Origin of the sequence: uncultured Mobiluncus sp. (assembly GCF_947087965.1) — a bacterium.
Lineage (GTDB): Bacteria > Actinomycetota > Actinomycetes > Actinomycetales > Actinomycetaceae > Mobiluncus.
On the sequence record NZ_CAMUES010000008.1, the window covers coordinates 53,601 to 78,766 of the forward strand.

Genomic DNA, 25,166 nt, shown 5'->3' on the forward strand with positions numbered 1-25,166 from the left:
CGGCCAGACAAATGAGACAAATAGGAAAGAAAAACCTTGAGCGACTACTATGAAACCCTCGGTGTGAGCCGTAACGCTACGCAGGACGAAATTAAGAACGCCTACCGCAAGTTGGCGCGCAAACTGCACCCTGACGTGGCTGGTCCCGAACACGAGGAAGAATTCAAAGAAGTCAGTGCCGCCTATGACGTGCTGGGTAACCCGGAGAAACGCCAGCAATATGACCTGGGCGGTTCCGGGTTCGGCTCGGGCGGCTTCAGCGGATTCAACGGGGCGAACGCCGCCGGATTTGGATTTGCCGATATCCTCAACGAATTCTTTAGCGCCGCATCGTCGACCAGCGGCCCCACCCCGCGCGGCGGACGCGGCCAAGACATCCTGACCACGATTGACGTGGAGTTAAAAGACGTCACGTTCGGCACCGAGCGGGAAATTAAAATTAACACCTTCGTGAAATGCAAGACCTGCAAAGGCAGCTGTTGCGCGGTAGGGACTCGCCCGAAAACCTGTTCTAACTGCGGCGGGACCGGTTCGGTGCAGCGCATGGCGCGGTCTTTCCTGGGCCAGGTCATGACGACCGCCCCGTGCGGGACCTGCAAGGGCCACGGCACCATCATCGAGCGCCCTTGTGCGGATTGCTCCGGGGAAGGCCGGGTGCGCGCCACGCGTAACATCAAGGTGGAAATCCCCACCGGGGTGGAAAACGGGACTCGAATTCGCTTGTCCGGCGAGGGCGAGGCGGGACCTGCCGGGGGCTCGGCGGGCGACTTGTATGTCGAGATTCACGAGCTACCCCACGAAGTCCTGCAGCGGCGTGGCGATGACCTACACACTTCCTTACGAATTCCTATGACTGCGGCGGCGCTGGGGATGGAGTTTTCTCTGGAAACCCTCGATGGAACCAAGAAAATCAATGTCGATGCCGGATCTCAGCCCGAGTCGGTTATCGTCATGAAAGGTCTGGGTGTCGGTCGACTGCACCGTCAGGGTCGCGGCGACCTGTATGTACACCTCAATGTCGAAGTTCCCACCGGCCTGGACCAGCGTCAACGCGAGCTGCTCCGCGAACTGGCACGGCTGCGCGGCGAGGAATCCCCGGTTCCCACCGAGAGCTCGTCTGGCAATACTGGCGGAGCACACCGTAAGGGTCGGCAATGACCCGGCAAGCGTTTTGGTTTTCCGGTGAAACCGCTGGGGAAACGGGCGGGTCACTGGCCGCGAATTTTACGGGTTTAGACGGTTATCGCGAGGGCGAGGAAGTTTCCATAGGCGGCGCGGAGGCGCATCATGCCACGGTCAAGCGGCTGCGGTTGGGTGAGGTTGTTGATGTCGTCGACGGGTTGGGCCGGCGTGCCGGGGCGGAAGTCATTGCGGCGGCGAACTCGGGGTTGCAGCTGCGGCTTATTGAAGATGCGGTGCTGGATTCACAACCGGCTCTGCGCATCACCCTGATTCAGGCGTTGGCCAAGGAAAAACGCGATATGCAAGCGCTGGAATCAGCGGTTGAAATGGGGGCGTGGCGAGTCATCCCCTGGGGGGCCACGCGTTCGGTCTCCCGCTGGGATACCGTGCCCAAACGTGCCAAAGGCCGAGAAAAGTGGCGAAACCTAGCGGTTTCCGCGATGAAACAGTCGCGTCAGGCGAGGCTGGCGGAAGTGTCGGAGTACCTGGAGAGCGGTGTGGACATTTCCTTAGAGCGTCGCGGTGGTGAAGCGCGGTGGGCTCGTCCGGTGGTGAAAACGGTTTTCTCTGAGGTTGAGGCGATGGTGCGCGGTGGGGCCGCGGTCTTCGTCCTGCACGAGGTCGCCGAGGAACATCTGGCCGATATGCTGGTTCCCCTGGCGCAGTCGGGGCAAACCCCGGAGGAAATCGTGGTCATTGTAGGGCCAGAAGGCGGGATTACGGGACCCGAGCTGGCGGCTTTCGTCGAGGCCGGGGCGCGTCCAGCGCTGCTGGGACCGACCGTACTGCGCTGTTCTTCCGCCGGTCCCGCTGCGCTGGCCGTCATTCAATCCTGGTTGGGCTCTTGGCGGAATACGGAGAGTAGGTGACCATGGCTCAGAAACGCGCTGCTGTTGAGGTCCCTGACGAAATCCCGATGATTGAAGTCCTCGGGGTGAATGACGCCAACCTGCACCGATGGGAAAATGACTTCCCCACTCTCAACTTTTGGGTGTCCGGGAACCAGATTTTCATTCAAGGCCCTGACCCGGACCTGGAGCCTGCTGCCCAGGCCATACGGGCGCTGTTTACCAAGACGCACCCCGAAAAACTAAATATACCGGAATATGGTTTACAAACGAACCGGCATGCCCCCGGCCCTCGCGCGCTGGTGGAACCGCCCACCCGGGCTGCGGACTCTCGGTATCGGGCTGTGTTCGTCAGCCGCGAAAAAGTCATTCGTCCCCAAACGGAGGGCCAAGCCCGCTACGTTAACGACATCAACTCCCACACCATCACTTTCGGAATCGGACCGGCCGGAACCGGCAAAACCTACCTCGCGATGGCTCGTGCCGTAAAAGCGTTGCTAGAAGGGGAAGTGACCCGACTCATCTTGACCCGTCCGGCCGTTGAAGCGGGAGAAACTCTGGGATTTCTGCCCGGCACCTTGACGGATAAAATCGACCCTTACCTGCGCCCGCTCTATGACGCCCTGCGCGAGATGCTCGATACCGGCACCATTAGCCGCATGATGAGCGACGGTACCATCGAGGTCGCCGCCCTGGCGTATATGCGCGGACGCACCTTGAACGGCAGTTTCATCATCCTGGACGAGGCACAAAACACGACCAGCGAACAGATGAAGATGTTCCTGACCCGCTTGGGCTTTGGCTCCAAGATGGTCGTGACTGGCGACATCACTCAGATAGACCTGCCGTCCCGGCAGCCCTCCGGGCTGAAGCAAGTCAGCGAAATCCTCAGCGATGTTCCCGACATCGCGTTCAGCTATTTGAGCGCTGCCGACGTGGTGCGTCACTCGCTGGTCGGCGAAATCATCAACGCTTATGATTCCTACGAAAGCCAAACCGTATCGCGCCGCCCCCAGAGTTATGGAAGGGAATAACCATGAGTGTGGAAATCAATAATGAAACCGAGTGGGAACTGGAGCTGAGCGAGTTCGTCGACCTGGTGTCCTATTGCCTGGAACAGCTCTATGTGTCTCCCGCCGCCGAGGTCAACATTATGTTCGTGGATATTAAAACCATGACTGACCTGCACGTAAAGTGGATGGATTTGCCGGGACCCACCGATGTCTTGAGCTTTCCGATGGACGAGTTGACACCGGGACGCGAGGGGATGCCTAGCGAAGCCGGGGTGCTGGGGGATATCGTGCTGTGCCCTGACATTGCCGCTGAACAGGCCCGCGATGCCGGACATGCCCCTATTGAAGAAATGCTGCTGCTGACGGTACACGGATTGCTGCACCTGCTGGGATTCGATCATGCTGAACCGGAAGAAGAAAAAGCCATGTTTACCTTGCAGCGCAAATTGCTGCTGAATTTCCTGGCGAATGGATAGGGGCACGTATGCAGTTTTCTGACGTGGCTGGTGCGGTCCTCACGCTCATCGCGACAGTGTCTTTCGGGCTGGCGGTTCCGCTGAGCCTGGGAGAAGGTGCCGTGTCGCGACTGAGTGTCGCCTCGGCGGAAGATTTAGCCGAAGAAGGCGCGAAACATGCCCGCAAAATTTCTCAGTTAGCCGAGAATCGGCGTTTGGTACTCGCGAGCTTGCGCGCCTGCCGTACTTTCGTGACGACCGCGGCGGTGGGTTGTGGGGCGCTGTTGGGGTCGCAGCTGCCTCTCAGCTGGTGGTTAGTGGCGATTCTGGTTGTCGCCGTGGGGACGTTCTTGCTGGTGGTACTGACTTTGCCGTGGAATCGTTTGGGGCGGCGCTACCCGAACACGACGGTGCGCTACCTGGCACCGTTCCTGATGACGGCCTGGAACGCAGGCAAACCGTTCGGGATGCTGCTGCGCACCGCGCGGGGGCCATCGAGCCAGACTGACCAGGAAGCTCGCGATGAAGTCGCCGAGGACCTGCGTGAAATGGTGGACCAGATGGGGGAGCCGGACACTATTGAGGACGCGGACCGCGAGATGATTTGGTCAGTTTTTGAAATGGGGCGAACCCTGGTACGCGAAGTTATGGTGCCGCGCGTAGACATGGTCACGATTGAGTCCGAAAAAACCCTGGACAAGGCGTTGACTTTATTCGTCCGTTCCAGCTATTCCCGGGTGCCGGTCATCGGCGAAGATGCCGACGATATCCGCGGAATCCTATACCTTAAAGATGTATTACGGCGCGTCAACTCCGATCCTGCCGCGCGCCAGATGACCGCGGAACAGGCCATGCGAGAAGCCAAGTTCATCCCGGAGATGAACCTGGTCGACGACACCTTGCGGGATATGCAACAGAACAGCTACCACATGGCGGTGCTGGTGGACGAGTATGGCCTCATCGCCGGGCTGGTTACCCTGGAGGACCTGGTCGAGGAGGTTATCGGGGAAGTCTCGGATGAACACGACCACGCCGAGAAAGAGCCTGAGCTGCAGCCCGATGGCAGTTGGATCGTTCCGGCGCGGTTTCCTCTGGTCGACCTCAACGATTTGCTGGACACCGAGATTGACGATGAGGACGTGGATACCGTGGGTGGCCTGTTGACGAAAGCGGTCGGGGTGGTGCCGCTGGTGGGGGCTTTTGCATCGGTGGACGGACTGGAACTGCGAGCGGTAGAGGCAGAAGGGCGGCGCCGCCAGGTTTCGGCCATCTCGGTCCGGGTTGTCCCGCCGGTGTTGGATGAGGATTAGCGGTCACGGACAGAACATTCGAAACACAGTAGGATTTACACAATGGAGAGCGTGAATTTTCCGGATATGGATGCGTTGGATGCTGCGGGCGACGAGGGGTCGCCAGACTTGGCGGCGGGGTCGGCGGGGCTGTTCACCCGTGATTGGCCCGAGGACTTTCGTGCCGGGTTCGCCGCCGTCATTGGGCGGCCCAACGTGGGTAAGTCCACTTTGATAAATGCGATGGTGGGGCGCAAGATAGCCATTACTTCGGCTCGGCCCGAGACGACGCGCCGGGTGGTGCGCGGAATCGTGCATCGCCCTGATTTTCAGCTCATCTTGGTGGACACTCCCGGCATTCACCGGCCACGCACCCTGCTGGGGCAGCGGCTGAACGACATGGTGGAGGACGCGTTTTCCGAAGTCGACGCAGCAGTCTTTTGCGTTCCCGCCGACCAGCCCATCGGCCCAGGCGATCGGCGCATTGTGGACACCCAACTGAAAACCGCGCACTTCCCAGCTATTGCGGTCGTCACCAAAACTGACGTGGCCTCGCGCAAACAGGTCGCCGAGCAGCTTATGGCCGTTTCGCAACTCTATGACTTTGCGGAAATTGTGCCGATTTCAGCCCGGCAGGGCACGCAGGTGCAAACGCTGATTGACCTGCTGGGACAACGCCTGCCACTGTCGCCGCCGCTGTACCCGCGCGACCAGGTCACCGATGAGGACGACACCGCCATGATCTCCGAGCTGATTCGGGAAGCTGCCCTGGAGAGCCTCAGCCAGGAATTGCCGCACTCCCTCGCGGTCCAGGTCGAAGAGATTATCAAGCAACCGGGGCGTTCCGGCAACGGGGAAATCTGGAAGATTCACGTCAACCTGTTTGTGGAACGCGATAGCCAAAAAGCTATCATCATCGGGCGCAAAGGCTCTCGGCTCAAAGAAATCGGCACTCAGGCCCGCCCGGAGATTGAAGCCCTGGTGGGGCACCACGTGTACTTGGACCTGCACGTGCGCACTGCCAAAGAATGGCAGCGCAATCCAAAAATGCTGAACCGCCTGGGCTTCTGAGCGTAGCACCGCTCGCGCGAGGCCACGTTATTGCAACGTAGTAGCCAAGACTACAATCGTTACAAAAAAGATATACAAAATCACGGTATATTTATTATTCTCGCGCAACGCCGACCCGGCGAACCGGCCTGACGCCTTTTTCGTCGAACCAGTAGCGGATTATTACAATAACTTGTGAGTATTAAAAAAACTCTTTGAGGAGACAACCATGACACGCAAACTCAATAGCGCAACGTCCACTACCGGGCGGAATATGGCGGGCGCCCGTTCCTTGTGGCGCGCCACCGGCATGAAAGATGACGATTTTGGCAAGCCGATTGTTGCCATTGCGAACTCCTTTACTGAGTTTGTGCCCGGTCACATTCACTTGCGGGAGGTCGCGAAAGTCGTGGCCGAAGCGGTACGTGAAGCCGGGGGAGTCCCGCGCGAGTTCAACACGATTGCCATCGATGACGGGATTGCGATGGGTCACGGCGGCATGCTCTATTCCCTGCCCAGTCGCGAAATCATTACTGATTCGGTGGAATACATGGTGCGCGCCCATACCGCTGATGCCCTGGTGTGCATCTCTAACTGCGATAAAATCACTCCTGGAATGCTTAACGCTGCGTTGAAACTTAACATTCCCACCGTGTTTGTCTCGGGCGGTCCGATGGAAGCCGGCAAAGGCATTCCGGCCGCAGACATTGTCGGGCCGTCAACAGGGGGGCGGGGCAACCTCATCACGGTTATGAACGCGACCGCCAATGACGACATTGACGACGCGGAACTGCAGCGAGTCGAGGAGCTTTCCTGTCCGACCTGCGGATCTTGTTCGGGAATGTTCACGGCTAACTCGATGAACTGCCTGACCGAAGCGCTGGGCTTGGCGTTGCCGGGCAACGGCTCCACCCTGGCGACCCACGTGGCGCGGCGCGACCTCTTTGCGCGAGCTGGCCAGCTGGTGGTGGCTCTGGCAAAGCGTTACTACGATGACGAGGACGATTCCGTGCTGCCGCGCGCTATTGCGACCCGGGAGGCTTTCGCCAACGCGATGAGCCTGGATATGGCGATGGGTGGTTCCTCGAACACGGTGCTGCACCTGCTGGCTGCCGCCCAAGCTGCCGAACTCGACTTTACGTTGGCCGACATCGCCCAGATTGGACGCACCGTGCCGACCTTGGCAAAAGTCGCCCCTAACCACAACGACTACCACATGGAGGACGTCCACCGGGCCGGGGGAGTACCGGCGCTACTGGGCGAACTCGACCGCGCCGGACTGCTGAACCGAAACGTGCACTCCGTGTGCTACCCCGACCTGGCCACCTGGCTGGCAGACTGGGACGTGCGTGGGGGCACACCCAGTGCGGAAGCCCTCGAACTGTTCCACGCCGCGCCCGGCAACCAGCGCACCATCCACGCCTTTTCCGCCACCGCGCGCTTTGACACGCTGGACACGGACGCGGCGGCGGGCTGTATCCGTGACGTGGCCCACGCCTACGTGGCGAAAGGCGGGCTGACCGTGCTGCGCGGAAACCTGGCTCCTGACGGCGCCATCGTGAAAGCGGCGGGCATCGACCCCGAACTGTTCCACTTTGAAGGCCGCGCCATCGTGATGGAATCTCAGGAAGAAGCGGTGGAAAAAATCCTCGACAAGACCGTGCAGGCCGGGGACGTGGTCGTGATTCGCTACGAAGGTCCCGCGGGCGGACCGGGGATGCAAGAGATGCTCTATCCCACGTCTTTCCTGAAAGGCCGGGGCTTGGGCAAAACCTGCGCGCTCATTACTGATGGACGATTTTCTGGCGGCACCTCCGGGATTTCTATCGGTCACATTTCCCCCGAGGCGGCCGCGGGCGGGCTGATTGGCCTGATTGAGGACGGGGACAAAATCATCATCGATGTAAACCGCGAGGAAATCACCCTGGATGTGCCGGATGATGAAATCGCGCGGCGCCGCGCGGCGATGGAAGCGAGCCCGCACCCCTGGCAGCCGCACCGCAACCGCGAAGTCTCCGATGCCCTGAAACTCTACGGCGCCACCGCCCTGTCAGCCGACAAAGGGGCAGCTCGTGACGTGAAAGGCCTCTTGGTGAAACTCGGGCTTTGACACAGGTCTCGAAACCGAAAATCTAGCCGATAGTGGCGATGAGCTTGTTCAGCACACCGATACCGCCGTCAAAAGAGCCGGCTTGGGCGGCTATTGCTAGAGGCACCCGTTTGCCTTCACTGTTTTGATACCAGCCCATTTGACGTACCAGGTAGCCTCCGCTCACGCCCGGCCCCCAACCGCCCTTGAACGTGGCGCCGGGCAGACTGCCCATTCCCCAGCGTTGGCCGCCGCTGACTTGTCCCATATTGGACACCACCGGACCTGAACCCGCTAAACAGGGCAGTTTCATCATGAACCCCACTTGGGACGCGGTGGTCCAAGGAGTTTGCCCGAAAACTGTGAATCCGGAACGCAACCGCACAGACGGGACTGTCGTCGAGTTGTCCCCAGACTGACGTAAAACTTGGGTGACGGCCTGAGCCCGAGCGGCATCACTTGCGCCCAAGGACTGCCACAGCGCTTCGGCGGCACCGTTATCTGACTGACGCAAAGCCGCCGACATGGAGCCAGCCATAGCCCCCGCCTTCCCAGCCTGGGAAACCGCCACAGAAACCGGAACTTTTGAGGTCGACCACGCCACCCAGGCTTGTCCAGACCCGGCGGTTTCAATCTTGGAGCTGACCGGATCAAACCAAGCCACGGAAATAGTGGCCCCCGTGTCTCGGCCGACTTTTTCAAATGTCGCGCGTAATTCCTGGCTGCTGAGACGTCCGGCGGCGGGAGAGGTCAGCGTCGTACCGTCACAACCCTGCATTTGGGCAGCCGCAGGAGCCTGGGGGGTGGGAGAATCGCTCGGGTTCGTAGCCTGAGCGGAAGGTGAAACGGAACTGTCGGGAGAAGCCGTCGGAGACTTCGCGTTTGTACCGGCAGAATCCCCCGGCCGTTGCGAGGTGAGGGAAGGGCTGGGTGAGGCGCTCACCTGAGGCTGACGAGCCAGCTGGGTAACTCCCACGACTACCGCCCCCGTTACCAGGCCTCCCGCCAGCAGGGTTACCCCTAGAGCCACCAAGCCGCGCCGCACCCGGCGGCGCTTCTCGCCGGCGGCATCATAATAGGGATTGTTATGTCTCGGGGTGTAGGACATTCGGCTGGCAAACTCTCAAATCTTTGGAATGGTCAGATGAACACCGTCAAAGTCCGAGGAAGCCGAGGTCACCGGGACTTCACGTCCGTCCGGAAGGCATACGAATACCTGATCGTCGGCACCTAGCGGCCGTGACGTAGCTACTGTCACCAGGTATCCCGTGGTAATCGACTTGCGATGCTGCTGAGCTTCGAGCTTCGCAATCGAAGCCGGTTTCACCCGCGAACCACTCTCATCGAGAGCCCCGTACACGGAAGTGAAAGTATCCAAATTCGAGCGGTATCCAGCCAAGAAATGCGGGATGAAACGCCCGTCCGGATCGACCTCAGCTAAAGGCTCCTCGCCCTGCAGCATGGGCCGCGGGTTGGAATCCTCCGGGAAAATCGGAGCCGGCTGGCCCTTCGCAGCTTCACCGTCTGCGGACTGGGTATCAACCATCGGGGTGTCTGGCGTGGTATCGGGAACGGACGCGGTATTCTGAGCCGCCAGTTCCTCCAGCCGTGTCGCCGAGAGATGCTCCGAAGCAGTGTCTGGCTGGGCCGGCTCGCTCGGTGTGTCCGGGGTGGGAGTCTCGGGGGGCGGGAAATCCGCGTTACTACGGGTCGGAGTCATCAGCACACTGGGCAAATCGGCCAGCGTTGGCTCGGGTTCTGCCGGGGAGACTGCCTGTTCGTGTTCGAGTTTTTCGCGAATTTGGCCCAAATCCATCCCCACTCCGGGAGTCGGCAACGGGGGAGCCACAACGTCAGTCAGCGGAGCTTTTTGGGATTCATCACCAGGGATGCCGTAAACAGTTGTGGCACCGCCCAAATCGTTGACTTCTGCGGGGGTCGGCTCGGTCTGACCCAGTTCCACCGTCTCCAGCTTCGGCATCTGGAAAGTCGACAGGCTAGGCTCGGCAGATTCCGCCGGGGTAGCGGAAGCCTCGCTCATCGGCTGAGGCTGTTCCGTTGCGGGTTCTATCGGGGTTTCAGGGCTAGGAGCCGAAAAATCCGGTACCGGTTCGTACGCTGAAAAGTCCGGGGTGACGGGCTGATTTGGTGGCTGGACTGCCGGCGGTTCGGCAGGCAGCGATGCCGGTGTGCCGCCCCAATCGTTTGGTGCCAAGCCCTCTGGCTGGTAGGGGTTTGGTGTCTGCCAGGAGTCGGCTGCGGGTTGCTCTGGCATTCCATAAGTTAGCAGGGCGGCCGCGGGTGATTCCGGGAACGCATAAGGGGGTTGCGGGAAGTCCGCGTAGGGCTGAGGCATCGATTCGGGAACAGATTCCGGGGAATAGTATCCGGCAGGTTCTGCCAAATCGGGGGAGGCCGGTGCTTCTTCCGGGGCAACAGGAGCATAAAAATCCTCCTGCAAGGCCACGGAATCAGCCTGGGCATCGGTCGTCTCAACCGGTAGCTCAGGGGCGTCGTCCAGGTTAATTTCGTCTGGATAATCATCACCCAGAGAATCTTCCAGTTCATAGGACTTTTCCAGGTCAGCGTCAAAGGTCGAGTCATAATCCGGAGCTGCCTCAGCTGGAGAATCCTCGTAACCTTGCGGGTACCCTGCCTGTTCATAGCCCTGAACGTACTCGGAGGGGGTTTCGTCGGGACTCTGGGCGTCCATCGGTGCCGCATGGGTGACCGGCATGACCATCGTGGTGTCTTCGGGAATGAACGACTGGTTTTCGCCCTCAGCCTGAGGTGCATAGCCGTAGCCCTCCGGCGTCTCCATGCCGTAGGGCGGGGCGTATCCGGCCTCGGCGGGATAACCCGGATATTGCTCAGCATTTCCTTGAGTATCCGCCGGGTTTACGGTCATCGGCTGGCTGTAAGCGTCATAACCATAGGGCTGGTAAGCATCATATCCGGCCTCAGCATAGGGCTGAGCGGCGGTCGAATCCGTATCTTCCGGTAGCTGTGCGTCTACAGGATATTGCGGAACTTCGCCCCATTCATCGCTCAGTCCCACAGTAGCGTCGGCCGCGGCAGCTTCGATACCAGGCTCGGCGACCGGCTCTGCCGGAGTCTCAACCCCCGGTAACGCCTCGCTGGCATAGGTCTGATCAGTACCGCCCTCGACCGGGGACGAATCCGTCTCCGGAGTCTGGGACACGGGGGACACCGGAGAGTTGAGCGGAGGAAAACTGGGAGAAACGGGAGAACCATCCCCGCCAAAATCACCATTATGAGGCGAACTATCCTCATAATCGGTGAACACCGCTTGTTCAAAGGAAACGGGTTGAACAGCGGGAATCGACCCGGTGGGAGTGCCTAAAACGGAAGAGCGCACCTCAGATTCAGTGGCGGGTTCGGGCTCGCCAGCGGAAGGAACGGACGGCACGGAATCAGCGGTTTCCGGCGCGTTTTCCACAGCGGGAGCCTCAAACTGAGCCTCTGACGAAAGGTCAATCGGGGTTACGGTTTCCTCGCCAGCGGGCTCGGGATTGCTGGGCAGCTCGCCGGAGGCAGCGGCTTGTTCGGCGGCCTCGGCTTCCAGCGCTGCCCCGTCCACCTGTAACACCTGGTAGCGCTGGTCGGAAGGGGGGATGCCGTACAGCTTTTCGTAAGCCTCCAAAGTGGCGGCGACCTGGTCCAAGTAGTCGTCCACGGCGTCTTGGTCGTAGCCCACCCGCATTCGGGTGTAATCGAAGTCGACCTCGCGCACGTCCCGGCCGCGGACCGTAATATATGCCAAATCCACCTCGGCCTCGGGCGAAGCATTCAACGCTTCGTAATATGAGAGGACGCGAACCACTTCATCAAGGTAGTCGTCTATCTGATTCTGGTCGTACCCATCGCGGAACTTTGTCGCAGGGAACTGAGCCGAAAAGATGTCTTCACTGGTCAGCAATTGCGGGGCGTCCTCGCTCATGTGCCGGTCCTTTCCATTCTTCATCTTCAGCAGCGCGGCCGGCTACTTTTCAAGCAGAGTCGGGTTTTGCGCATATACACTTCAACAGACAATTTTACCTGTAGTTGTGGGAAAACATTGTCGATTAGGGGGTTTGGGGACGAATTGGACCTTTTTATGCCGCCCCCAGAGAATCTCGCTAGGATATAAATGTTCTTGGCTGTGCCCGGGCGGGCCAGATTCGACACGAAAGGAAGATTATGCGCGTTCACATCGGTACAGACCATGCCGGCTTCGAATTGAAACAGCACTTGGTGACCTGGTTGCGGGATCGCGGCTATGAAGTCGTTGACCACGGACCTGCCGCCTATGACCCAAATGACGACTACCCGGGCTTTTGCATTGCCTGCGCTGAGGGCGTGATGGCAGATTCGGGCTCTTTGGGTATCGTGCTGGGCGGCTCGGGCAACGGTGAGCAAATCGCCGCCAACAAGGTACGCGGAATTCGTGCGGCACTGGTGTGGAACGAAGAAATCGCGAGCCTTGCCCGTCTGCACAACAATGCCAACGTGATTTCCCTAGGCGCTCGCCAGCACTCCGTTGAGGAATGCGAACGTTTCGTGGAAGTGTTCCTGACCACGGACTTTTCCGGCGACGAACGCCATCAGCGCCGCATCGGCCAGCTCAGCGATTACGACAACCAGCGGTAGTTCGCGGCGTTAGTTCCGCGCTTTCCCCCGAGTCTGGCACTTCTTTAGGGCAGGTTTGGCGCTTACGGCGCTATCAACCGTTCAGAGCCGTTCCCACAGACCCAGCGGCGCCCAGATTGGGTGAAACGCCTCGTTGGAGGCCTCGGGGTCCAACAGCGCATAAAAACCAAAGTCCAGGTCGCCATCTCCGTCAACGATGGTCAGCTCTGCCAGCCACAAATTTTCCAGGATAGCCTCAGGCGAGATGCCGATACTAGCCGGCAGGTCGGCCTCGGTGGGCTGCGTGATAACGCGGAAATTGCGCCGGTGGCGGGCCTCTCCTACCGTTTCCATGAAGTCGTGGGCGTCCCAGTAGGCGCCGAGTTGTTTGTCCCAGCCGGATTCCGTGATCGGGGGGATTTCCGCCAGAGGCCGGGACACTCCGCCCTGGTCAGAGCGCAGTTTTGTTTCCATTGCACTGAGCCGCTCGAACTCGTCCCCGCCCAGCATATCGAGCCAGCTAAACAGCTCCCGGTGCAGTTCGGTGCCGAGTTTGGCAGGGTTGAGGCGGTAGTCAAAAGTTCCGTCCGGGCGCTCGCCGAAAGCCAGCTCCGTTTCGTCCGGCCCGCCAGCTGAGGTGGTGCCGTCCAGGTTCGCCGTTTTGCGCAGTTCCGGATTTTCCAGGAACTTCCATTCATCCAACAGGGACGAGTCGACCCGGTCAATGGTGTCGTTGAGCCAATCCAGCACCTCGATAAACCGTTCGGTTTTCAACGGTTCGGGCACAATCTGGGTCAGTGCGCGCCACGCATCGGACAGGTAGCGCAGCAAAACTCCCTCGGAAAACTCGATTTTCAGGCTGGCTTCGAAAGCCTGGAACGTCTGGCCGGTTTCCACCATCTCGCGGATGATGGATTTCGGGGAAATGAAGTATCCGCGCGCCCACGGGTTCGCTTTGACGTAGGTGTCAAAAGCGACCTCCAGCTCCAGGCTCAAGGGTTTGGGGTAAGTCGTCCGTTCCAAGGCGGTTTGCCGTTCGTCATAGTCCGCCCCGCTCGCTTTCAGTTCCGCAAAGACCCGGTCTTTCGCAGCGCGTTCCTGGGCGCGCAAGATAGCGTTGGGGTCGTCTAAAACGGACTCCACCACGGAAATCACATCGAGAGTATCCCCGAACGCACCCCCGGCTGCGGGCGCCTCCGCGCTGGCGGCGTCCGCGTGGTCCGTAAAGGCCTGCAAATAATCCAGGGCAAATGGCGCCAAGTCTTGATTTAGGGCGAAAGTCTCGGGCAGGTCCGCCGTCAAAGTCCAGTGCCCGCCCTGCGGACGACCCTTATCGCAAGCGGAGCCGGAACTGGATTCGCCGCTGTCGCCATGAGCGAGCTGCCCTCCGGAAATGACCCCGGAATCCTCGAGGGATTCCAAGATGTGCTGCAGGGTATCGGCAAAGGGATTGCGGTCCTTTGCCGGCCCGGTGGCACGTAGCACGTTGTGGTTGCGGTACACCAAAGTGTTGAGGTTTTCGGCCTGGTCGCCGGGCTTTTGCAAGGTGTTTAGCACCATCGCGTGCGTAATCTTCCACCGCGGCACCATCGCTTCGGGAGCGCTTTGCGCCAGACGGTTGAACGTCCCTTCTGTCCAGGACGTGCGGCCTTCGGGGGCTTTCTTTTTTTTGATTTTCTCAAGCTGTTTCGCATTCCCGTCCGCTCGGGCGATGGCGATAGCGTTGTCGATTTCCCACTCCGGGGCTTGGGCCACCACGTATCCCACGGTGTCAAACCCGGCACGGCCCGCCCGTCCGGCAACCTGGTGGAACTCACGAGAATTCAGGTGACGTTCCTTGTTCCCATCAAACTTCACCAGGGAGGTCATGACGACGGTGCGGATGGGGACGTTAATGCCGACCCCGAGGGTGTCGGTCCCGGAAATGACCCGGAGCAGGCCCGCTTGAGCGAGTTTTTCGACGAGCCTGCGATAGCGGGGCAGCATTCCCGCGTGGTGGATTCCGATGCCCTTCAGCAGCAGCGGCTTCAGGGTTTTCCCAAAAGAGGAATGAAACTGCACGGTGTTTACCTGGTCTTTTAGCCGGGCGGCAGTGTCGGGGTCCAGACCCAGACGCAAATCCAGGCTGGCGATTCGCTCGGCTTCTTCCACCGCGGCGCGTTGACTGGGATGCACCACGTAGGCCGGCAGTCGGTCCTGATTGGCCAGTCCCTGCAGGATTTTTTCCAGCGGTTCGGCCGCGTAGGACATCTCCAGCGGCACGGGACGTTTCGCGGAATCGAGGACCGCGACTTCACGCCCGGTGACTTCCCACAGATTCTTTGCAAACCACGAAGTATCCCCTAAAGTGGCGCTCATCAGCACAAACCTGGTTTTCGTCAGAGTCAGCAGGGGAGCCTGCCACGCCCAGCCGCGCTCCGGGTCAGCATAGTAGTGAAACTCGTCCATCACCACGGTATCGACGTTGAGGTCATCTCCCCAGCGCAGCGCCTGATTCGCGAGGATTTCCGCCGTGGCGCAGATAATCGGCGCATCGGCGTTGACCGAACCGTCGCCAGTGACCATACCCACGTTGGCGGCACCAAACAGGTCCACCAGGTCAAAAAACTTCTCGCTGACCAGCGCCTTCAACGGGGCGGTGTAATAGGAAACGCCGCCCCGGGCTAGTGACCACAAAATCGCGGCCACCCCAATCAGGGACTTGCCCGAACCTGTGGGGGTGGGAGCGATGAGATGTTTATCCTCCAGAATCAGGCGCTCGGCGGCCTCTTGCTGGTGCGGATAAAGCGGGCGGCCGGTAGATTCGGCCCATTCCTGAAACGCCAGCAGAACCTCGACAGGGTCTGTGAGTGCGCCACGATCTTCCAGGTCGTCCAGCAGTTGATTGAGAGCCTCCATCAGCGGCGCACCGGGTTGCTCAGTTGTCCCAAGCCCTCGATTTCACAGGTCACAGTGCATCCTGCGGTGAGTGGGCCAACACCGGCGGGGGTGCCGGTGAGGATGACGTCGCCGGGTAGCAGGGTCATGGCTTGGGAAATGTAGGTCACCAGTTCGCCCACCGGGTGCATCATATTGGCGGTCGTGTCGTCTTGGCGGGATTCGCCGTCCACTTCGCTGCGGATGCGCAGGTTTTGCACATCGAGGTCAGGGTTCACAGTAATCCAGGGCCCGAGCGGGCAAGCAGTGTCGAAGCCCTTCGCGCGCGTCCACTGTTTATCGACTTTCTGAGCGTCGCGAGCAGAGACATCATTGCCGATGGTGTAGCCGAACACGTAGTCTTTCCAGTTTTCGGGGTTAATATCCTTCGCGACATGCTTGATGACCACGCCGAGTTCGACTTCATGATCGACATGGTTGGACCACTTCGGCAGGACGATAGGCGCGCCAGGGCCAATGACCGAGGTGTTGGGTTTGATGAACAGAATCGGGGCATCAGGCACGGCCGAGCCGAATTCGCGGATATGTTCCAGGTAGTTTTTCCCCACGCACACGACTTTCGAGGCGGGAATCACCGGGGCGACCAGGCGCACGTCTTCCAACTGCAGAATCTGGCCGGTCGGAGTGATTTTGTCAGGGCTGTACAGGGGGTTTTCCGCCAAGACCGTAATCCGGTCCGTGTCGTCCTCCATCACGCCAAAACCGTAGGTATCGTCGCCTTTATCAAAACGTATAACTCGCATGGGGTCAGTTTATCAACCGCCGAACTGCGCGTCCCATCCGGTGAGCGCGCGAGTGCTGGTGGGGTTCGGGCTGGGTGTGATGCTATTTGGTGATTAAATCGGGGTTGCTGGTCTATATGGTCACGTACCCCTGTTTAATCACCGATTTCAATCAAAAACCGCTGGAGTCGCGAGGTCTGGCGGGTTTCGGGGGGATGCCTCTCAGTCGCAGAAATACTTGGAAAGCTGCGCTTTCCGTACCGCTTCCTGGACTTTGGCAATGCAAGCGAGCTTGCGCTGCCAAAGTCTGCGTCGCGGTGGAGGAGCGGATTCGGTCGGGGCGCTTCGTCGCGGGGGCGCTCGCGAGAGGCGGAAGGGGGAGGGCCCCCTCGCGTTTTGCGCGACTATTGTCGCAAAACGCTCACCCCCCAGCCTCTCGCTGAGTCGCCCCCCTGCTCCGGTCGCGCCGGATATTCCGAAACTCGGTAACAAACAGCCTCAAAATTCCCCTGCAGCCTGTCTTGCACGAATGACCGATTTCACTGTGCTCAGAGCCAATCGGCAAGAACTAGAATCTTGCTGAACTGCAGTTTTAGAGAATCGGAGTCGATGATAGCCTGAATTCAGGCTCAAAATCGGTCATTCGTGCAACTATTCCGGAAACCACAGGAAGTTTCACACCTGAATAGCGCTGAAATTCAGGTTATATACGCCGGTATTCGGCTCGGAACTGCGGCACGGGCGCAGTGCTGAAAAAAGCATTGAGGCGAGGATATATGATTGACTCCGTGATACATACCGAATTGCCTGAAGTCTCTGCAATCCCCGTGCCGCCTGCGGACGGTCCGAAAACCCGTGTGCGGTTCTGTCCTTCCCCGACCGGTACTCCCCATGTCGGCATGGTTCGCACCTGCCTGTTCAACTGGGCTTATGCACGTTCCCAGGGGGGAACTTTCGTGTTCCGCATTGAGGACACCGACTCGGCGCGCGACTCCGAAGAATCGTTTAACCAGATTCTGGAATCGCTGGACTGGCTGGGCTTGGATTGGGACGAAGGAATCAACGTGGGCGGCCCGCACGGCCCCTATCGCCAATCAGAGCGTATGGATATCTATCGCGAAGTGGCTGGTCAGCTCCTGGAAGCCGGCTATGCTTACGAATCTTTCTCAACTCCCGAGGAAGTTGAGGCGCGTCACCGGGAACGCGGCGAGGACCCGAAGCTGGGCTACGACGGCTTTGACCGTGACCTCACTGCCGCTCAGCGCGAGACCTATATTAAGGAAGGTCGTAAACCTGTGCTGCGTCTGCGAATGCCGGACGAGGACATCACTTTTACCGACCTGGTACGCGGCGACATTACTTTTAAGGCCGGCTCAGTACCCGACTACGTCATCGTACGTGCCAACGGCGAGCCGCTTTATACCCTGGTGAATCCGGTGGACGATGCGTTGATGGAGATTACTCACGTCCTGCGCGGCGAGGACCTGCTGTCCTCCACCCCGCGCCAAATCGTGCTCTACCGGGCGCTTTACGCTCTGGGGGTGGCGAAGTTCATGCCCTATTTCGGGCATCTGCCTTACGTGATGGGCGAGGGGAACAAGAAGCTCTCGAAGCGTGATCCGGAATCGAACCTGCTGCTGCATAAACAGCACGGCATTATTCCCGAAGGCTTGGTCAACTACCTGGCGCTGCTGGGTTGGGCCTACGCCGCAGATAACGATATTTTCAGCCGCGAACAAATGGCTCAGGCTTTCGACATTCGCGCGGTAAACCCGAATCCGGCTCGGTTTGACCTTAAGAAATGCAACGCAATCAATGCGGAGCATATCCGTCTGCTGGATGCGTCCGATTTTACCCGTCGGACGGTGCCTTTCCTAGCGGCAGCCGGTTTGGTCGAGGCGAAGGAATATGATTCCCTGAGTCCCACGCAACGCGCCGTACTGGATCAGGCGGCACCGTTGGCGCAAACCCGCGTCCAGCAACTGGATCAGCTCCCGGGACTCATTGGGTTCCTGTTCCGTGATGACGTGGAATATGACGAAAAGGCCGTCTCGAAGCTGAAAGGTGAGCCCCCCGCGATTCTTGAGGTGGCCGCCAAGGCGCTGGAAACCGCTGGTGAACAGGCATTTGCCGACACGGAGGCGATTCACGAGGTCTTGAATGCGGCACTTATTGACGGTTTGGGAGTCAAGCCGCGCGTAGCTTTTGCGCCGCTGTTCGTGGCCGTCACCGGGACAAACGTATCCATCCCGGTTTTCGATTCCATGCGTATCCTAGGGAAGGAAGAAACCCTGCGGAGAATCAAAAAACTTACCGAATTTTTAGGTTAACTTTCCCCGTAGAGGGAGTTTTTCTTGATAATTCTCCAAAAAGACCTAATTTTCCTTGATATTTTAATATAATTAACTCCGATAGTCCGACACTATCCGATTGACACAGATGTGAATAATCAGGAGTTACAAGTGAAAACGAAGAAGCTTTCTGTCGCTATGAAGACCCACCTCATAGCGCTGCTCGCGGCAGTACTGTTGGGTCTGATGCTAATCTACATGATCATATCACTGCAGGCGTACCGAGGGATATTCCAAAAAGAGGTTGCCAGTTTCGATGAAGTAGAAATCGTGGAAGATGCCAGGATTGACTGGTCTAACCTCCGTTCCCAGGACATTATGCTGCTCACCCAGCTGCAATCTGGAAAGATTGGAAACCTGAACAGCTCGGGCGATGCAGTCAACGAGGTTAATGAGCTGCTGGGGAAAGTTAGTGATGGTCTCAGTAACTTGGAAAAAGCCCCTCTGAGCAGTGAACAAAAAGCCTTGGTTGCGGATATGCGCGCCGCTTATGACAGCTATTCCGCCGCTTGGGGTGAGTTCACCCAGAACGCAGCGGGGAACAACGCCCGGGCTTTGGAGGCTTCAAACGTCTTTGGCCAGTTCGAGGAAGAAAACGGTTTCGTTTTTGCGGACAAGTCCCGCGCCCTGCTGGACACTTACGAAGTTGAACGCGAAGCTGCCGCACATGCCCGTGCGACAACCGAAGGCACGACCATCATTATTTCAATCGTTATTCTCGTTATCGGGGCAGTGTTGGTTTTCCTGATTGTTCGTCTGTTGGTAGCGCCCATGATCAAGTCGGTCCGCGCCCTTTCCGCAGGGATGGACAAACTCACGGAAGGCGACTTTACCGCTGAGGTGCAGCGTCACAGCAGAGATGAGGTCGGCGATATGGGCGACCACTTCAACGATGCTATGGGTGGCTTACGTCAAAGCATCGCCGTAACCATCGGCGCGGCAGAGAACGTCGGCAAGATTACCGCAGGAATTGGGGAAGGCTCTCGCGAAGCAGTAGGCGCCACCCAGAAAGCTACCGACTACATCAATAGCGGAGCGGCGGCAGCAGAGCAAGTTTCTCGCTCTATTCAAACCGTCGCTGCTGGTGCGGAGGAAATGAGCGTCTCGATTAAAGAGATTTCTTCCAACGCTAACGCGGCCGCTGGAGTGGCCAAGGAAGCCTCGGAAGTCGCCCAGCAAACGAACGAAACCGTGGCTAAACTTGGTGAGTCTTCCCGCGAGGTCGGTGAAGTCATTGAGACGATTACGGCGGTAGCGGAACAGACGAACCTACTGGCCCTGAACGCGACTATTGAAGCCGCACGAGCGGGAGATGCCGGACGAGGCTTTGCCGTGGTTGCTAGCGAGGTCAAGGACTTGGCGGCGGAGACGGGACGCGCTACTGAGGAAGTCGCCGTCAAGGTCGAACAGATCCAGACCGATACGGAGGCCGCAGTTGCTGCCATCGAAGAAATATCCAACATCATCGCCTCCATCAACGATTACCAGACCACTATTGCGGCCGCGGTTGAGGAACAGACCGCCACGACCAACGAAATGAGCCGGTCGGTTTCGGAGGCTGCTGATGGTTCTACCACCATCGCGGAAAATGTGGCTGATATTGCTCGTAACACCACAAACTTGGCTGAGAGATTTGCTGATGTGGATCAAAAGATGGGCGTACTGGCTACAGAGTCGAACGACCTGGTTACCCGCCTCAATGAGTTCAAGTACTAGGGAGGACGATTGTGACTACGGATTTACAAAGTACAGTGAGCGCGAATACTGGAGAAAAGACAATGAGTGATGCGGCGGCGAAGAATGCTGGTAAAGCGCGGGTTAACGCCAAAGGCAAGAAGATGCGGCGGCTGCCCCTGGTCGTTCAGATAGGCGCCATCGGGGCTGCCGGTATTGTCGGTCTGCTGGTGATGCTGCTGCTGTTCGTGGTGGGTGTACGCATCTATGGCAACTCCACGGAGAGCTATGTAGCTGAACAGAGTCAGGTCGAGGCGGCTCAGGCCATGCACTATGACATGACGCGTTTGATTGCCTCGGAACGCGAGCTCAAACGGATTGGCACGTCCCAGACCATCAGTTCTGAAGCTCGTGATGCCTCGATGAAGGTGGCCACCGAGAACGTTAAGCACTTCATGGAGCTGACGGATCAGCGCTTGGAAGAAATGTCAAAGATTGACGATCAGACCATCGCGCCACTGGTGGCTCAGGCTACAGAAGTGATGAAGAAGTTTGAAGCTGAAGTCAACCAGATTACCGAACTGGTCAACCAGGGCAAGGGTGAAGAAGCCGCGGCTATTGATGTGCTGGACTTGGCTAATCAGCTCAGCGACCTGGTCCCGCAGATTGTCAACGCGTTGGAATCCAAGATGGACGCGGCAACCGAGCAGTCTGAATCGGTGTCAACGATTGTCCTGATTGTCATGTGCGTCGTTTACCTGGTGGTGCTGATTCTTGCGCTGCTCATTGGTTTCTTTGTGCGTCGCGTGCTGCGCAAGACCGTGGCGAACACAGGGGATTCCATCGAGTCGCTGTCTAAGGGCGACATGACAGATGAAGCCGAGATGCTAATGAACGATGAACTGGGTGACGTGGCGATGAAACTCAACGAGAGTTTGGCAACCCTGCGTCAAGTTGTTGGTTCGGCTGCCACAACGGCTCAAAAGGTCAATTCTGTGGCGAAGGCGGTCGGGGACGGCATCGATGAGGGCTACAAGGAGACCGAGGAAGTCATTGCTCAAACGCAGGTCGTGGCTGGCGCGGCCGGCGATGTGACGCAGTCGATTCAGACCGTGGCTGCTGGTGCGGAAGAAATGGGCGCCTCGATTCGCGAGATTTCTTCCAACGCTAACGAAGCTGCCAGGGTGGCTGGGGAGGCTACCGAAGTGGCGCAGCGAACCAGTGAAACTGTTTCTAAGCTGGGGGTTTCCTCGCGCGAAATTGGTGATGTGGTCAACACCATCACCGCTATTGCCGAGCAAACCAACCTGCTGGCCCTGAACGCCACCATTGAGGCGGCTCGTGCCGGGGATGCCGGTAAAGGCTTCGCGGTGGTGGCTGGTGAGGTCAAGGACCTAGCCCAGGAAACCGGAAAAGCAACCGATGACATCACTGCCAAGATTACGGCTATCCAAGCTGATACGGATGGCGCGGTGGCAGCAATCGAAAAGATTTCTGACATCATCAACCAGATCAACAACTACCAGACCACTATTGCGGCGGCCGTGGAGGAACAGACCGCTACGACCAACGAGATGAGCCGTTCTGTGGCTGAAGCGGCGACCGGTTCGGCTTCGATTGCGGAAACCATTTCTCAATATCAAGAGATTGCCCAGGAAGCCGGCAAGGGTGTGGAAACCCTCCAGCATGCCTCGGACGAATTGGTCGAGGCCTCGAAAGAGATGTTTGACAATATCTCGATGCTGGTTTACGAAAAGAAAGGCGACTCTGAGAACTTGCCAAATGCCTAGTTATTAGGGTAACCTTGACACTCGGTGCGATAATCTCGTCAGGGATTTTTTCGCCGAGTGTCATGGGGTATGGTGTAACGGCAGCACTAGTGATTCTGGTTCACTCAGTCTAGGTTCGAATCCTGGTACCCCAGCGCCCCTATCGTCTAGCGGCCTAGGACATCGCCCTCTCACGGCGGTAACACCGGTTCAAATCCGGTTGGGGGTACCACCTCTTGAAAGAGGTTTTCAAACTGCATGTATGTTTGCCAAGCTGCGCGGGAATCGCGCAGCTTTTTGGTTACATCCCTCCGGTTGCCTTCGGAGTTGCCAGTTCGGGAAAGAAACGTTCCACGATGCCGTCTAGGCACGCTCGGATTTCGGCAAAGTCTTGATTCAGATCCAAAGTGGCGACGCTAATGGTGTTACCGCTCATGTTCCAGGTACTTTCTGCAGGAACTTGCTCGTCAGTCTTGGCGTACAGCAGCATTCCCGAAACCACAGATTCGGACGTCATCGTAGACGCCGTGGCCGTGTAGTTCTTAACGTAAGTGAAAATCTGGTATAAATTCGCGGAGCGGAAGTTATTTTTGTTGTAATACTTGGTTAAAATCCGGCTGTAATATTTGGCATCAATAATCAGGGTGTGTCCGTGAGCGTCCGTCAAGGTGACATCCGAGCGCATCTGGGGCAGTAATGTGTCGTCTGCGCCTGGCTCGAGCGCCCAAGGGACTTGGCTGGCGTTTACCTGTAGGGACGGGTGTTCGCGTCGGAAGTATTCCAACAGGAATTTTTCGTATAGACGGCTCATTTCCTGGTCATCAAGGAACTTTGCGAGCCGGTATTCGCCGTGCTGTTCACGCGGCAGCATACCTTCCACAACGAGCTGGCAGATAGACAGAAGCAGCCGGTAGGACCGGTTGCGGGAGGTCAGAATGAGGGTATTCCACCGTATAGTGCGTAAATCTACGGGAGTGACGTTTGAGAAAAACAGCAGGGCGCGTTTCAGTTCCTGGCGATGTTTTTTCTTCACATCTGCATGTCTCAACAGCAGTCGGGCCGTAGCAGCCAAGACTTGATTGGCGAGGTTATCCGTGGACAGCTTGGCGAAACTGCACGAGATTCGTTGTTTCTGATTCAAGCGGTTGCGAAGTGTGGCAGGGATGTCAACGCGACCGCGGACGGTGATGAGATTACCGTGGGTTTCCAGATATTCCCGCGGCAATCCCTGCTTGATTTGCCGTCCGATTCCCGCAGACAAAATAGCGGCAAACAAGGAATGAATGTTGTCGAACGCTTCTCTGTCAAGGTGGGCGTACTCTCCACGGTTCAGCTCACGATACGCGTAGGACAGCATGTAAAAAATATTTTTTACCAGGATGGGTTCCTTGGCGCTCATGGGATGAGACCTTCCAAGCGGAATTTCCATGATTCCAACTTTTCCGGCTCATCAAACCAGTACTCCTCGAGTAGGGGGATGATGTCATACCTTAATACAGCGCGCAGCCATTCGTCTTTTATCTTGTCTTTGCTGGTGCCACACAGGTAGCTGTGACCGATACAGAATCCTTTGCCCAAGGCCGGGTCGTCGGCAATGTCGTGGTTCAGTTCAGCAATGGTTCTGACCACAGTATTGAAGTTCTCGTTCTCTAAGGAGCTTTGATACTGCTGGAAGCCCTCTGAAGCGAAAGCGGGCTTCATCTCAAAGAAACTGAAGCGTCGCCGCAGCGCATAGTCAATCAGAGCGAGACTGCGGTCCGCGGTGTTCATCATCCCGATAACGTAAAGATTCCCCGGTACGCTAAATGGTTTGTCTGTGTAGGCCAAGGTCGCCGGCTTTCCCCGCTTGTCAGCCTCAAGCAACACCAACAGTTCACCGAATATCTGAGAGAGATTGCCGCGGTTAATTTCATCAATGATGAAGTAATACTCATTGTCGCTATCGAGCCGAGCTAGGTCGCAAAAACGCTTGAAAACCCCGTCTTTCAAGGCGAAACCAGAGCCATCAGGCTTGTATCCCATCACGAAGTCCTCATAGGAATAGCTTTGGTGGAACTGTACCAGCTCAACGCGGCTCGAGTCTCGGGTTCCCATCATCGAATAAGCCAGTCTCCTGGCGGCGTATGTTTTGCCCACTCCGGGAGGCCCTTGCAGAATGATGTTCTTTTTCCAGCCGAGAATGCCACGCAAGTCTTCGTACTCCTGAGTATCGAGGTAGACCTCCGCGAGGAAGTCATCGGTGGAATACGGTTGAAAATCGTTGGGGGTATCATCTGAGTCATCATCCCGCGTGACCACTGCCGTTTGAATCGGGGTTTCGTTGGCTTTTTCCTTATTTTGTTGCTTCGCAGCTTCAAAACTTAAATAAGCTGCGTACGAAAGTTCGTAGAACGTGCGCTGCCGGGATGAGCCGGTTTTCAAGGAATCTGCAATACTGTCGCATATTTCCAGGTATTGGCTGCCTGTAGGCAGGGCGCTACGCAGTTCCTTTATCCTTGCTCCAAGAGCACTCTCAAATGTGGATTGCTTAGTGAGATACCAACGATTTCTCGATTCTAAACTCATGTAGTCATGCGGGCGTATCCAGTACAGGGCCATTGTCAGATTCCACTTTACGGCGAACTGTTTGCGAACCCGGTCAAAATTTTCAATGAAAGAATCGCGATTCGGGACAGATTTATCCCTGGCATAGTCCAGGGCGGCACGGTACATGAGCCAGAGGTTATCGATGTCCGAGGGCTGGCGTCGCGAATCATTTTTAAATCCATAGTAGGTGGCCATCTGCGGCATTAAAACGGGAATTCCGTCGAAGTCCTCTACCGGCTGGGCGGATACAGAAAATTCCTGCGCGAGAGACGTGATGATGGCTTTTCGTTTCGAGTCGAGCATCCCCTTGTTGAACAACCCAAATACGGTAAACGGATCTATGTCCGAGGGAACTGGAACCGAGTCCAAGGTAGGTAGGTCCATCCCCAGATTGGCGAACACGGCCTGTAATTTACGGATTAGTGACCCTCTGTCGTCGCGGTAGGTCAGCAGCTGATCCGCGAACTTAGTGTAAAAGTCATTCCATGTGAAATGCTTGTCTCCCATTTTTCATCCTCTCGGTGGAACACTATCTAAAACATAGTTTAGAGATGACCCTGGAGGTGAAAATT

General features: G+C 57.8%; 17 protein-coding genes and 2 tRNA genes. 13 read left to right on the plus strand and 6 right to left on the minus strand.

Features of this window, described 5'->3' with window-relative positions; genetic code table 11:
* Nucleotides 1–36: 36 nt before the first annotated feature.
* The 7 genes from dnaJ to ilvD all read left to right on the plus strand — a co-directional run bounded on the left by dnaJ (nt 37) and on the right by ilvD (nt 7,947).
* The gene (gene dnaJ, locus Q0V70_RS08505) at nt 37–1,158 is read left to right on the plus strand and encodes a molecular chaperone DnaJ (protein ID WP_297590726.1); all 1,122 of its coding nucleotides are present in this window, start codon (nt 37–39) and stop codon (nt 1,156–1,158) included.
* Complete coding sequence (locus Q0V70_RS08510) at nt 1,155–2,051, plus strand: 16S rRNA (uracil(1498)-N(3))-methyltransferase (protein ID WP_297590729.1); 897 nt, start codon at nt 1,155–1,157, stop codon at nt 2,049–2,051. Before dnaJ ends, Q0V70_RS08510 begins: the two co-directional genes overlap by 4 nt.
* Nucleotides 2,052–2,053: 2 nt before the next feature.
* Nucleotides 2,054–3,064, plus strand: coding sequence for a PhoH family protein (locus tag Q0V70_RS08515; RefSeq protein ID WP_297590732.1), 1,011 nt, complete (start codon nt 2,054–2,056; stop codon nt 3,062–3,064).
* 2 nt (nt 3,065–3,066) lie between these two features.
* The gene (gene ybeY, locus Q0V70_RS08520; RefSeq protein WP_297590735.1) at nt 3,067–3,519 is read left to right on the plus strand and encodes an rRNA maturation RNase YbeY; all 453 of its coding nucleotides are present in this window, start codon (nt 3,067–3,069) and stop codon (nt 3,517–3,519) included.
* A gap of 8 nt (nt 3,520–3,527) precedes the next feature.
* Nucleotides 3,528–4,808 (plus strand): hemolysin family protein, encoded by a 1,281-nt coding sequence (locus Q0V70_RS08525; protein ID WP_297590738.1) that lies wholly within the window; start codon nt 3,528–3,530, stop codon nt 4,806–4,808.
* 42 nt (nt 4,809–4,850) lie between these two features.
* Nucleotides 4,851–5,858: a GTPase Era gene (gene era / locus Q0V70_RS08530; RefSeq protein ID WP_297590740.1), complete on the plus strand. Its 1,008-nt coding sequence runs from the start codon at nt 4,851–4,853 to the stop codon at nt 5,856–5,858.
* 208 nt (nt 5,859–6,066) lie between these two features.
* Nucleotides 6,067–7,947, plus strand: a complete 1,881-nt coding sequence (gene ilvD, locus Q0V70_RS08535; protein WP_297590743.1) for a dihydroxy-acid dehydratase — start codon at nt 6,067–6,069, stop codon at nt 7,945–7,947.
* A 22-nt stretch (nt 7,948–7,969) separates the two neighbouring features.
* Here ilvD and Q0V70_RS08540 read toward each other — a convergent pair whose 3' ends face one another.
* Together Q0V70_RS08540 and Q0V70_RS08545 are read right to left on the minus strand one after the other, a co-directional pair.
* Nucleotides 7,970–9,034 (minus strand): hypothetical protein, encoded by a 1,065-nt coding sequence (locus tag Q0V70_RS08540; protein WP_297590746.1) that lies wholly within the window; start codon nt 9,032–9,034, stop codon nt 7,970–7,972.
* A gap of 15 nt (nt 9,035–9,049) precedes the next feature.
* Entirely contained in the window at nt 9,050–11,887 is a 2,838-nt protein-coding gene (locus Q0V70_RS08545) for a DivIVA domain-containing protein (RefSeq protein WP_297590749.1), read from the minus strand.
* Nucleotides 11,888–12,126: 239 nt separating this feature from the next.
* On the opposite strand from Q0V70_RS08545, the gene Q0V70_RS08550 reads away from it, so the two are divergent.
* On the plus strand, nt 12,127–12,576 hold the full coding sequence (locus Q0V70_RS08550; protein ID WP_297590752.1) for a ribose-5-phosphate isomerase: 450 nt from the start codon (nt 12,127–12,129) through the stop codon (nt 12,574–12,576).
* Between the two features lie 81 nt (nt 12,577–12,657).
* Here Q0V70_RS08550 and Q0V70_RS08555 read toward each other — a convergent pair whose 3' ends face one another.
* Nucleotides 12,658–15,453 carry an RNA helicase gene (locus Q0V70_RS08555; protein ID WP_297590755.1) on the minus strand — a complete coding sequence of 932 codons (2,796 nt, stop codon included), beginning with the start codon at nt 15,451–15,453 and terminating at the stop codon, nt 12,658–12,660.
* Entirely contained in the window at nt 15,453–16,235 is a 783-nt protein-coding gene (locus Q0V70_RS08560; RefSeq protein WP_297590758.1) for a fumarylacetoacetate hydrolase family protein, read from the minus strand. Before Q0V70_RS08560 ends, Q0V70_RS08555 begins: the two co-directional genes overlap by 1 nt.
* Nucleotides 16,236–16,990: 755 nt before the next feature.
* Between Q0V70_RS08560 and gltX the strand changes: the two genes are divergently transcribed.
* From gltX to Q0V70_RS08585, 5 genes are all read left to right on the plus strand, one after another.
* Entirely contained in the window at nt 16,991–18,544 is a 1,554-nt protein-coding gene (gene gltX / locus Q0V70_RS08565) for a glutamate--tRNA ligase (RefSeq protein WP_297590760.1), read from the plus strand.
* Between the two features lie 111 nt (nt 18,545–18,655).
* On the plus strand, nt 18,656–20,281 hold the full coding sequence (locus Q0V70_RS08570) for a methyl-accepting chemotaxis protein (protein ID WP_366126938.1): 1,626 nt from the start codon (nt 18,656–18,658) through the stop codon (nt 20,279–20,281).
* A 62-nt stretch (nt 20,282–20,343) separates the two neighbouring features.
* The gene (locus tag Q0V70_RS08575; RefSeq protein WP_297590766.1) at nt 20,344–22,029 is read left to right on the plus strand and encodes a methyl-accepting chemotaxis protein; all 1,686 of its coding nucleotides are present in this window, start codon (nt 20,344–20,346) and stop codon (nt 22,027–22,029) included.
* A gap of 63 nt (nt 22,030–22,092) precedes the next feature.
* Nucleotides 22,093–22,163, plus strand: a tRNA-Gln gene (locus tag Q0V70_RS08580).
* Between the two features lies 1 nt (nt 22,164).
* Nucleotides 22,165–22,240: transfer RNA gene (locus tag Q0V70_RS08585), tRNA-Glu, on the plus strand.
* Nucleotides 22,241–22,309: 69 nt separating this feature from the next.
* On the opposite strand, the gene mcrC is transcribed toward Q0V70_RS08585, so the two are convergent.
* Nucleotides 22,310–23,407 (minus strand): 5-methylcytosine-specific restriction endonuclease system specificity protein McrC, encoded by a 1,098-nt coding sequence (gene mcrC / locus Q0V70_RS08590; RefSeq protein WP_297590770.1) that lies wholly within the window; start codon nt 23,405–23,407, stop codon nt 22,310–22,312.
* Nucleotides 23,404–25,101 carry an AAA family ATPase gene (locus tag Q0V70_RS08595; RefSeq protein WP_297590773.1) on the minus strand — a complete coding sequence of 566 codons (1,698 nt, stop codon included), beginning with the start codon at nt 25,099–25,101 and terminating at the stop codon, nt 23,404–23,406. The genes mcrC and Q0V70_RS08595 overlap by 4 nt, the downstream gene beginning before the upstream one ends.
* Nucleotides 25,102–25,166: the final 65 nt, after the last annotated feature.

Excerpts from the sequence above, each read along its gene's own strand:
- Q0V70_RS08510 (WP_297590729.1), top strand. The coding sequence starts at position 1,155 with ATGACCCGGCAAGCGTTTTGGTTTTCCGGTGAAACCGCTGGGGAAACG.
- Q0V70_RS08515 (WP_297590732.1), top strand. The coding sequence starts at position 2,054 with ATGGCTCAGAAACGCGCTGCTGTTGAGGTCCCTGACGAAATCCCGATG.
- ybeY (WP_297590735.1), top strand. The coding sequence starts at position 3,067 with ATGAGTGTGGAAATCAATAATGAAACCGAGTGGGAACTGGAGCTGAGC.
- Q0V70_RS08525 (WP_297590738.1), top strand. The coding sequence starts at position 3,528 with ATGCAGTTTTCTGACGTGGCTGGTGCGGTCCTCACGCTCATCGCGACA.
- era (WP_297590740.1), top strand. The coding sequence starts at position 4,851 with ATGGAGAGCGTGAATTTTCCGGATATGGATGCGTTGGATGCTGCGGGC.
- ilvD (WP_297590743.1), top strand. The coding sequence starts at position 6,067 with ATGACACGCAAACTCAATAGCGCAACGTCCACTACCGGGCGGAATATG.
- Q0V70_RS08540 (WP_297590746.1), bottom strand. The coding sequence starts at position 9,034 with ATGTCCTACACCCCGAGACATAACAATCCCTATTATGATGCCGCCGGC.
- Q0V70_RS08545 (WP_297590749.1), bottom strand. The coding sequence starts at position 11,887 with ATGAGCGAGGACGCCCCGCAATTGCTGACCAGTGAAGACATCTTTTCG.
- Q0V70_RS08550 (WP_297590752.1), top strand. The coding sequence starts at position 12,127 with ATGCGCGTTCACATCGGTACAGACCATGCCGGCTTCGAATTGAAACAG.
- Q0V70_RS08555 (WP_297590755.1), bottom strand. The coding sequence starts at position 15,453 with ATGGAGGCTCTCAATCAACTGCTGGACGACCTGGAAGATCGTGGCGCA.
- Q0V70_RS08560 (WP_297590758.1), bottom strand. The coding sequence starts at position 16,235 with ATGCGAGTTATACGTTTTGATAAAGGCGACGATACCTACGGTTTTGGC.
- gltX (WP_297590760.1), top strand. The coding sequence starts at position 16,991 with ATGATTGACTCCGTGATACATACCGAATTGCCTGAAGTCTCTGCAATC.
- Q0V70_RS08575 (WP_297590766.1), top strand. The coding sequence starts at position 20,344 with ATGAGTGATGCGGCGGCGAAGAATGCTGGTAAAGCGCGGGTTAACGCC.
- mcrC (WP_297590770.1), bottom strand. The coding sequence starts at position 23,407 with ATGAGCGCCAAGGAACCCATCCTGGTAAAAAATATTTTTTACATGCTG.
- Q0V70_RS08595 (WP_297590773.1), bottom strand. The coding sequence starts at position 25,101 with ATGGGAGACAAGCATTTCACATGGAATGACTTTTACACTAAGTTCGCG.